We start from the raw sequence: 7,213 nt of genomic DNA, 5'->3' as shown, positions 1-7,213 counted from the left end.
GGGCGCTCGACGCGCCCGGCCGGTCACCCCGAAGGGAGGCATCGCCTTGTCCAAGACCCTCGCGGCGCCGGCCGCCGTGCCGCGCGTGCGGCCACGACCCGGGATCGCCGGCTGGTACCGGGGCGGCGGGCTGCACGCCGTGCTGTTCGCGGTCCCCGTCGTCCTCGTCTTCGCCTACTTCAGCTGGGGCCCCGTCGTCCAGGGCCTGGTGCTGAGCCTGCAGAAGACCAACCTCATCGCCCCCGCCGAGTGGGTGGGGCTGAGCAACTTCGAGTACGTCCTGTCCGACCCCGGGCTGGCGCAGGCCGCCCTCAACACGGCGTACTTCGCGCTGCTCGCGATGGTGATCGGCTTCCCGATCCCGATCTTCCTCGCCGTGATGATCAACGAGCTGCGCAAGCACGACGGCCTGTACAACGCGCTGGCGTACCTGCCCGCCATCGTGCCGCCCGTGGCCGCGATCCTGCTGTGGAAGTTCTTCTTCGACCCGTCGTCCGCCGGCATGTTCAACACCATGCTCGGGTGGATCGGCCTGGGCCCGTTCCCGTGGCTGAACTCCGAGGCGATGGCGATGCCGTCGATCGTCCTCTACGCCACCTGGGCGGGCGCCGGCTCGACGGCGATCATCTACATCGCCGCGCTGGCCACGGTGCAGACCGAGCTGTACGAGGCCGCCGAGATCGACGGCGCCGGGATCTGGCGCCGCGTCTGGCACATCACGATCCCGCAGCTGCGCGGCGTCATCCTCGTGATGCTGCTGCTGCAGCTCATCGGCACCTTCCAGATCTTCACCGAGCCGTTCCTGTTCACGGGCGGCGGGCCCAACAACGCCACCCAGACCATCCTGCTGAAGATCTACAACTACGCCTTCGTCAACGGGGACTTCGGCGCCGCGACGGCCCTGAGCGTGCTCCTGGCCGCCTTCCTCGGCCTGCTCTCCGTCGTCTACTACTCCGCGACCAAGAGGTGGAGCCAGTCATGAGCGTCGTCGACACCTCGCGCACCGCGACCGCCGTGCCCGACCCCGCCCCCGTGGCCGCCGTGCCGACCCGCCCCCGCCGCCGTCGACGGCGGGCCCCGGAGGAGCCCAAGACCCGCGGGCTCATCTCGTCCGGCGACCGCAAGCGCCGCAGCGTGCGGTTCTGGCTCACCCTCGTCCAGGGCGTGCTGCTCGTCGGACTGATCATCGCCTGCCTCGGCCCGCTGCTCTGGTCGGCCAAGGCGTCCGTCTCCAGCAGCCAGGACATCGTGGCCGACCCCATGGGGATCTGGTTCACGCCGAACGAGTGGGGCAACCTCGCCCTCGCCTGGAAGGGCGCCCAGATCGGGCAGTCCCTCGGCAACACGGTGCTGCTCGCCCTGGGCTCGACCGTCGCGACGCTGGTCGTCAGCATCGCCGCCGCGTTCTTGCTCAGCGTGCTGCGCCCGTCGTGGGGGCCCTGGCTCACCGGCGCCATCCTGGCCACGCTGTTCCTGCCCGGCGTCATCTCGCTCGTGCCGCTGTACCTCACGGTGCTCGACATGCCGCTGCTGCACATCCGGCTGCAGGACACGTTCTGGGCCGTGTGGCTCCCGTCGGCCGCGAGCGCCTTCAACGTCATCGTGCTCAAGCGGTTCTTCGACTCGATCCCCCGGGAGTACCTCGAGGCCGCCACGATCGACGGCGCCGGCCCGCTGCGGATCCTGTCCATGGTCGTCCTGCCGCTGTCGCGGCCGATCATCGGCGTCGTCGCGCTGCTGTCGGTCGTGGGCGCGTGGAAGGAGTTCCTGTGGCCGATGCTGGTGCTGTCCGACCCCGACCTGCAGCCGGTGTCGGTGATGCTGCCGAAGCTGGCGGCCGGGACGGCGCCCCTGTCGGTGCAGATGGCGGCCGTCTTCCTCACGATCATCATCCCCGTCGTGCTGTTCGTGATCTTCCAGAAGCAGTTCCTGCGCGGGGTCGGCACGGCTGGAGGGATCAAGGGATGAGCACGGTCGCAGGCAGCAAGGTCCTCGTCACGGGGGCGTCCGGACGGATCGGGAGCGTCGTCACCCGGCGGCTGCGGGCCGCCGGGGCATGGGTGACGGCCCTGTCCATCGACGACGCGCCGTCGCTCGAGGCGGACCGGGTCCTGGTCGGCGACACCACGTCGCAGGACGACGTCGCGGACGCGCTCGACGGCGTCGACGCGGTGGTGCACCTCGCCGCCCTCGCGCACCGGGACATCGCCCCGCCCTACGACGTCTACTCGACGAACGTGGTCTCCACGTTCAACGTGCTCGCCCAGGCGGGGGCGCTCGGCATCTCCCGGGCCGTCGTCGCGGGGAGCATCAACGCGTGCGGGCTGCCGCAGAACGTGCACGAGGTGTGGCCGGCGTACGTTCCGTACGACACCCACCTGCCCGTCGACATCGCCGACTGGTACTCGCTGTCCAAGCACCAGGACGAGAGCACCGCCCGGATGGCGTGGCGGCACTGGGGGATCGACGTCGTCACGCTGCGCTTCCCGCACGTGAACTCCGTGGAGGCGCTGCGCGCCCAGGCCCGCCGGCTCACCGAGGACCCCCGCCCCGGCCTGCTCGAGGGCTGGTCGTACCTCACCACCGACGACGCCGCGCGGGCGGTCGAGCTGTCCCTCACCGCGGCGACCTCGGGCGCGCACGCGTTCTTCCTCGCCGCCGACCGCACCCTCGCGCCGTACCGGACGGAGGACCTGCTCGACGCGTACGCGCCCCAGGTCCCCCGCACCCGCCGGCTCGTCGGGCGCGAGGTCCCGATCGACCTCACCCCCGCGCGCGAGCTCATCGGCTTCCGCGCGGAGCAGGAGATCGACCTCCCGACGCTCGACCTGCCGCGCACCACCGCCGGCACCACCGCCAGCAAGGAGCACTGATCCACGCCATGCCGCACGACCTGTCGCTCGACACCTTCGCCAACCCCTGGCCGCCCCGGGAGGACATCCGGATCACGTCCGTCCGCGCCATCACGACCGCCCCCGAGGGCACGGCGCTGGTCGTGGTGCGGATCGACACCGACGTGCCCGGCCTGTACGGGCTCGGGTGCGCCACGTTCACGCAGCGCTGGAAGGCCGTGCAGACCTTCGTCGACGAGCACCTGGCGCGGCTGCTCGTGGGCCGCTACCCCGGCGACATCGGCGACCTCACCCGGCTGGCCGCGTTCTCCGGCTACTGGCGCGGCGGGCCGGTGACGAACAACGCCATCTCCGGCGTCGACCAGGCCCTGTGGGACATCGCCGGCAAGCGCGCCGGGATGCCGGTGCACGAGCTGCTGGGCGGCAAGGTCCGCGCCGCCGCCGACACCTACATCCACGCGGCGGGCCGCACCGCCGAGGAGGTCGTCGAGCAGGCGCAGGGCTTCGTGGAGGCCGGGTGGCGGCACGTGCGCATCCAGCTCTCCACGCCGGGCGGCGGCGGGTACGGCGCGCCCGCGGTGCCGACCGAGTACCCCGACGCCCCGTACCCGAACGGCTGGAGCGCGCGGGACTACCTGCGGCGCGTCCCCGGCCTCTTCGAGGCGGTGCGCGAGGCCCTCCCCGACCGGGTCGAGCTGCTGCACGACGTGCACTCGCGCCTCACCCCGAAGGACGCCGTCTGGCTCGCGCGCGCCGTCGAGCCGTACCGCCCGTACTTCCTCGAGGACGTGCTGCCGCCGGAGCACTGGGACCGGCTGCCCGAGGTCCGGGCCGCCAGCCCGGTGCCGATCGCGGTCGGCGAGCTCACGACGTCCCTCACCGACGCCGTGCGGCTCGTGCGCGACGGCGGCGTGGACTTCATCCGCTCGCACGTCTCCGACATCGGCGGCCTGACGCCGGCGCGGAAGCTCGCGGACCTCGCCGAGCTGTGCGGGGTGAGGACCGCGTGGCACGGCCCGGGCGACACGTCGCCGATCGGCGCGGCGGCCAACGTGGCCCTCGACGTGACCTCCGCGGCCTTCGGCATCCAGGAGGGCCACCTCTACAATGAGGCGACCCACGAGGTCTTCCCGGGGACACTGCGGATCCAGGACGGCTGGCTGGTCCCGAACGACGCGCCGGGCTGGGGGATCGACGTCGACGAGGAGGCGGCGGCCCGCTTTCCCGCCGAGCTCTCCGGACACGACGCCTGGGCCGCGGGCGTCCGCCGACCCGACGGAGCGTTGGAGGCCCCGTGACCGAGCTGACCGACCGTTCGAGGCAGCGCCAGGGCGACGTGCGGCCCTACGCCTCGCGCCGCCCCCGGCCGGCGGGCGACCGGAGCCAGCCGGGCGCCAACCAGTACGACCTCGGGTCCTTCAACGAGGCGACGATCATCGAGACCATCCGGATCGCGGGCACCATCTCGCGGACGGAGATCGCGCAGCAGACCGGCCTCACGCAGCAGTCCGTGTCCCGGATCCTGCGCGGGCTGCTGGAGCGCGGCCTGCTCGCCGAGGGCGCGGCCGAGCGGACCGAGCGGCTCGGCAAGCCGCGCACGCCCGTGCGGCTGCGCGCCGAGGCCGCGCACGCGGCGGGCGTGCTCGTCGACCCCGAGCTGGTGTCGGTCGTGCTGACCGACCTGGACGGGGCCGTGCTCGAGCGGCGCACGGTGCCGCTGGACGCCGAGGTCGCGCCCGAGGCGCTCGTGGAGATCGTCGCGGACGCCGTCGACGACGTCGTGGACGCGTCCGGGATCGACGCCGCGACGTTCCTCGGCGTCGGCGTCGCCGCGCCCGGCCCGATCACCATCGACGGCCAGCTGCTCGACCTGCCCCTGTCCCACGCCTGGCGCAACGTGCCGCTGCGCAGCATGCTCGCCGAGCGGCTCGGCTGCCCCGTCGTCCTCGAGAAGGACGGCGCGGCGGCCGCCGTGGGCGAGCGGTGGATCGGCCGCACGGAGCGTGCCGGCGACTTCGTCTACCTCTACGTGGGCACCGGCATGGGCTCCGGGCTCGTCCTCAACGGCGAGACCTACCGGGGCGGCAGCGCGAACGCCGGCGAGTTCGGCCAGCTGTGCGCGATCCGGCTCGGGCTCGTCGACGAGGGCGGCGGCCCGCAGCTCGTCCGGGAGTGCAACCCGACCGTCGCGCTGCCCGAGATCGCCCGCGAGCTCGGGTACGCCGGCCCGGCGCGCAGCTTCCGCGAGATGTGCGCGGAGGTCGGCGCGGGCGACCCCGCCGCCGTCGCGGCCGCGCAGCAGATCGCGGACGTCATCGCCCTCGGGGCCGTGGCGCTCATCGACCTGCTCGACCTGCCGCTGCTCGTCGTGGGCGGCCCGGCGTTCGCGCCCGAGCTGCAGCCGTTCCTCGTGGACACCATCGACCGCGCCGTGAACAGCCTCCCGACGGCCCACCACGCGCGGCACGTCGTCGTCGAGCGATCCCTCGTCCAGGACGAGGCCGGCGCCGTGGGCGCCGCCTCGACGATCTTCCACGCCTCGTTCGCCCCCTCCGTACGGCGCACGCGGCAGTACTCGATCTCGTGACGGCGGCCACCACGACCGGGGGACGCCTGCGGCTGCGCTCCCCCGGCGGCGAGCACGCCGTCGAGGTCGACCCGGCCGGGGCGCGCGTCGCGTCCCTCGTGCACGCACCCACCGGCACCGAGCTGCTGCTGCGGCTGCCCTGGGAGGACGAGGACTGGTCGGGTGCGTACCCGTCGGCGAGCTCGAACGAGGAGTGGCACGGCCGGTACGCGGGCGGCTGGCACACGCTCGTGCCGCACGCGGGCGACGCCCGCACCGTCGACGGCGTGCAGCACCCGTTCCACGGCGAGGCCGCGTGGCGGCGGTGGCGGGTGCTGGCGCACGACGCGGGCTCCTGCACGCTCGAGGTCGTGCTGCGCACGGTCCCGCTGACGGTGCGGCGCACGGTGCGCGCCACCGCGGCCGGCGTCGCCGTGGAGCAGCGCGTCGCCAACCACGCGCCCCGGCCCGTCGCCTTCACCTGGACGGAGCACCCGGCGTTCGGCGGCGCCCTCGCGGGCCCCGGCTCGACCGTGACCCTCGGCGGCGACCCGGTCGAGGCCGCGTTCCCGCGCGACGGCGAGCCCTCGGGCGGCTTCCAGTCCCTGCGGGCCAAGGGGCGCGGCGACGTCGAGCTGCGCAACGACGCCGCCGGGGTCGCCGTCGTGCTCCGCTTCGACCCCGACCTGTTCCCCCACGTGCACGTGTGGCAGGAGCACCGCGCGACCGCCGGCTTCCCCTGGTGGGGCACGGTCGACGTCGTCGCGCTCGAGCCCGCGTGCCGCCCCTACGACCCCGACGACGACGCGCTCGGGCCGCTCGTGCTCGCGGGCGGCGCGGAGCTCGCCGCCCGGTTCGAGATCGCGGCCACGGTCCGCGGCACCACCCCCACCCCCCACCCCACGGCGAAGGAGCCCCGGTGACCAGGATCGGCGTCCAGACGATGATGCTGCGCGACGAGTTCGCGCGGCGCGGCATCGTCGAGACCTTCCGGGAGGTGCGCGACCTCGGGTACCGGGCCGCGGAGATCTCCGCGGTCGAGATGAGCCCGCAGAACGTCGCCGAGCTCGCCAAGGTCCGCGACGACCTCGGCGTGGAGATCGCGTCGATCTCCGGCGGGCTCACGGCCCCGCCGGGCGCGCCGTCGCTGAGCACGGACCTCGACGCGTTCGTGGCCGACGCGCGGACGCTGGGCGCCCGGATGATCCGCATCGGCATGCTCCCCGCCGCGGCGATGGCGTCGACGGCGCGCGTCGAGGAGTTCGCCGACCGGTGCAACGACGTCGCGGCCGCGCTGGCCGAGCACGGCATCCGGCTCTACTACCACAACCACCACGTCGACTTCGCGAGGTACGACGGGCGCCACCTGCTCGACGTCGTCGCCGAGCGCTCGCCGCTCGTCGGCTTCGAGGTCGACGTGCACTGGGTGCAGCGCGGCGGCCTGGACCCCGTGCGCACGCTGCGCCGGTACGCGGGCCGCGTCGCGATGGTGCACCTCAAGGACTACCGGATCGGGCACCTCTCCCCCGCCGTGTACGAGGCGCTCGACGCCGGCGACCAGGGGCCGTGGCAGGACGCGCTGCGAGAGATCGTGCAGTTCGCCGAGGTGGGCGAGGGGAACCTCGACTTCCCGTCGATCGTCGAGACCAGCCTGGACGTCGGGGCCGAGTACCTGCTCGTGGAGCAGGACGAGTTCTACGGCCGCACCGCGCTGGAGTGCCTGCGCACCTCCCACGACAACCTCGTCGCGATGGGGTACGGCGACCTGTTCTGACCGGTCGGGCTCGCCGGTCGG

General features: G+C 73.7%; 7 protein-coding genes. All 7 read left to right on the top strand.

Features of this window, described 5'->3' with window-relative positions; genetic code table 11:
* Positions 1–76 precede the first annotated feature (76 nt).
* Genes ACFWEK_RS02925 through ACFWEK_RS02895 form a run of 7 tightly spaced genes read left to right on the top strand, consistent with a single transcriptional unit; the run spans position 77 to position 7,192 of the window.
* The gene (locus ACFWEK_RS02925; protein ID WP_430553029.1) at positions 77–982 is read left to right on the top strand and encodes a carbohydrate ABC transporter permease; all 906 of its coding nucleotides are present in this window, start codon (positions 77–79) and stop codon (positions 980–982) included.
* Positions 979–1,968, top strand: coding sequence for a carbohydrate ABC transporter permease (locus tag ACFWEK_RS02920; protein WP_430553026.1), 990 nt, complete (start codon positions 979–981; stop codon positions 1,966–1,968). Before ACFWEK_RS02925 ends, ACFWEK_RS02920 begins: the two co-directional genes overlap by 4 nt.
* Complete coding sequence (locus tag ACFWEK_RS02915; RefSeq protein ID WP_430544801.1) at positions 1,965–2,873, top strand: NAD-dependent epimerase/dehydratase family protein; 909 nt, start codon at positions 1,965–1,967, stop codon at positions 2,871–2,873. The genes ACFWEK_RS02920 and ACFWEK_RS02915 overlap by 4 nt, the downstream gene beginning before the upstream one ends.
* Before the next feature lie 8 nt (positions 2,874–2,881).
* Entirely contained in the window at positions 2,882–4,150 is a 1,269-nt protein-coding gene (locus ACFWEK_RS02910; protein ID WP_430544802.1) for an enolase C-terminal domain-like protein, read from the top strand.
* Complete coding sequence (locus ACFWEK_RS02905; protein WP_430544803.1) at positions 4,147–5,439, top strand: ROK family protein; 1,293 nt, start codon at positions 4,147–4,149, stop codon at positions 5,437–5,439. Before ACFWEK_RS02910 ends, ACFWEK_RS02905 begins: the two co-directional genes overlap by 4 nt.
* A complete protein-coding gene (locus ACFWEK_RS02900; RefSeq protein WP_430553025.1) occupies positions 5,436–6,341 on the top strand; it encodes a hypothetical protein in 906 nt (301 codons plus the stop codon). Before ACFWEK_RS02905 ends, ACFWEK_RS02900 begins: the two co-directional genes overlap by 4 nt.
* Positions 6,338–7,192: a sugar phosphate isomerase/epimerase family protein gene (locus ACFWEK_RS02895; RefSeq protein WP_430553024.1), complete on the top strand. Its 855-nt coding sequence runs from the start codon at positions 6,338–6,340 to the stop codon at positions 7,190–7,192. The genes ACFWEK_RS02900 and ACFWEK_RS02895 overlap by 4 nt, the downstream gene beginning before the upstream one ends.
* The last annotated feature ends 21 nt before the right edge of the window (positions 7,193–7,213 follow it).

Origin of the sequence: Isoptericola sp. NPDC060257 (genome assembly GCF_042726645.1) — a bacterium.
GTDB lineage: Bacteria > Actinomycetota > Actinomycetes > Actinomycetales > Cellulomonadaceae > Isoptericola > Isoptericola nanjingensis.
The sequence above is the reverse complement of the archived record's forward strand: the minus strand, read 5'-3'. Positions and strand labels throughout refer to the sequence as shown.

Coding starts and splice junctions, on each gene's coding strand:
- ACFWEK_RS02920 (WP_430553026.1), top strand. CDS start 979: ATGAGCGTCGTCGACACCTCGCGCACCGCGACCGCCGTGCCCGACCCC.
- ACFWEK_RS02915 (WP_430544801.1), top strand. CDS start 1,965: ATGAGCACGGTCGCAGGCAGCAAGGTCCTCGTCACGGGGGCGTCCGGA.
- ACFWEK_RS02910 (WP_430544802.1), top strand. CDS start 2,882: ATGCCGCACGACCTGTCGCTCGACACCTTCGCCAACCCCTGGCCGCCC.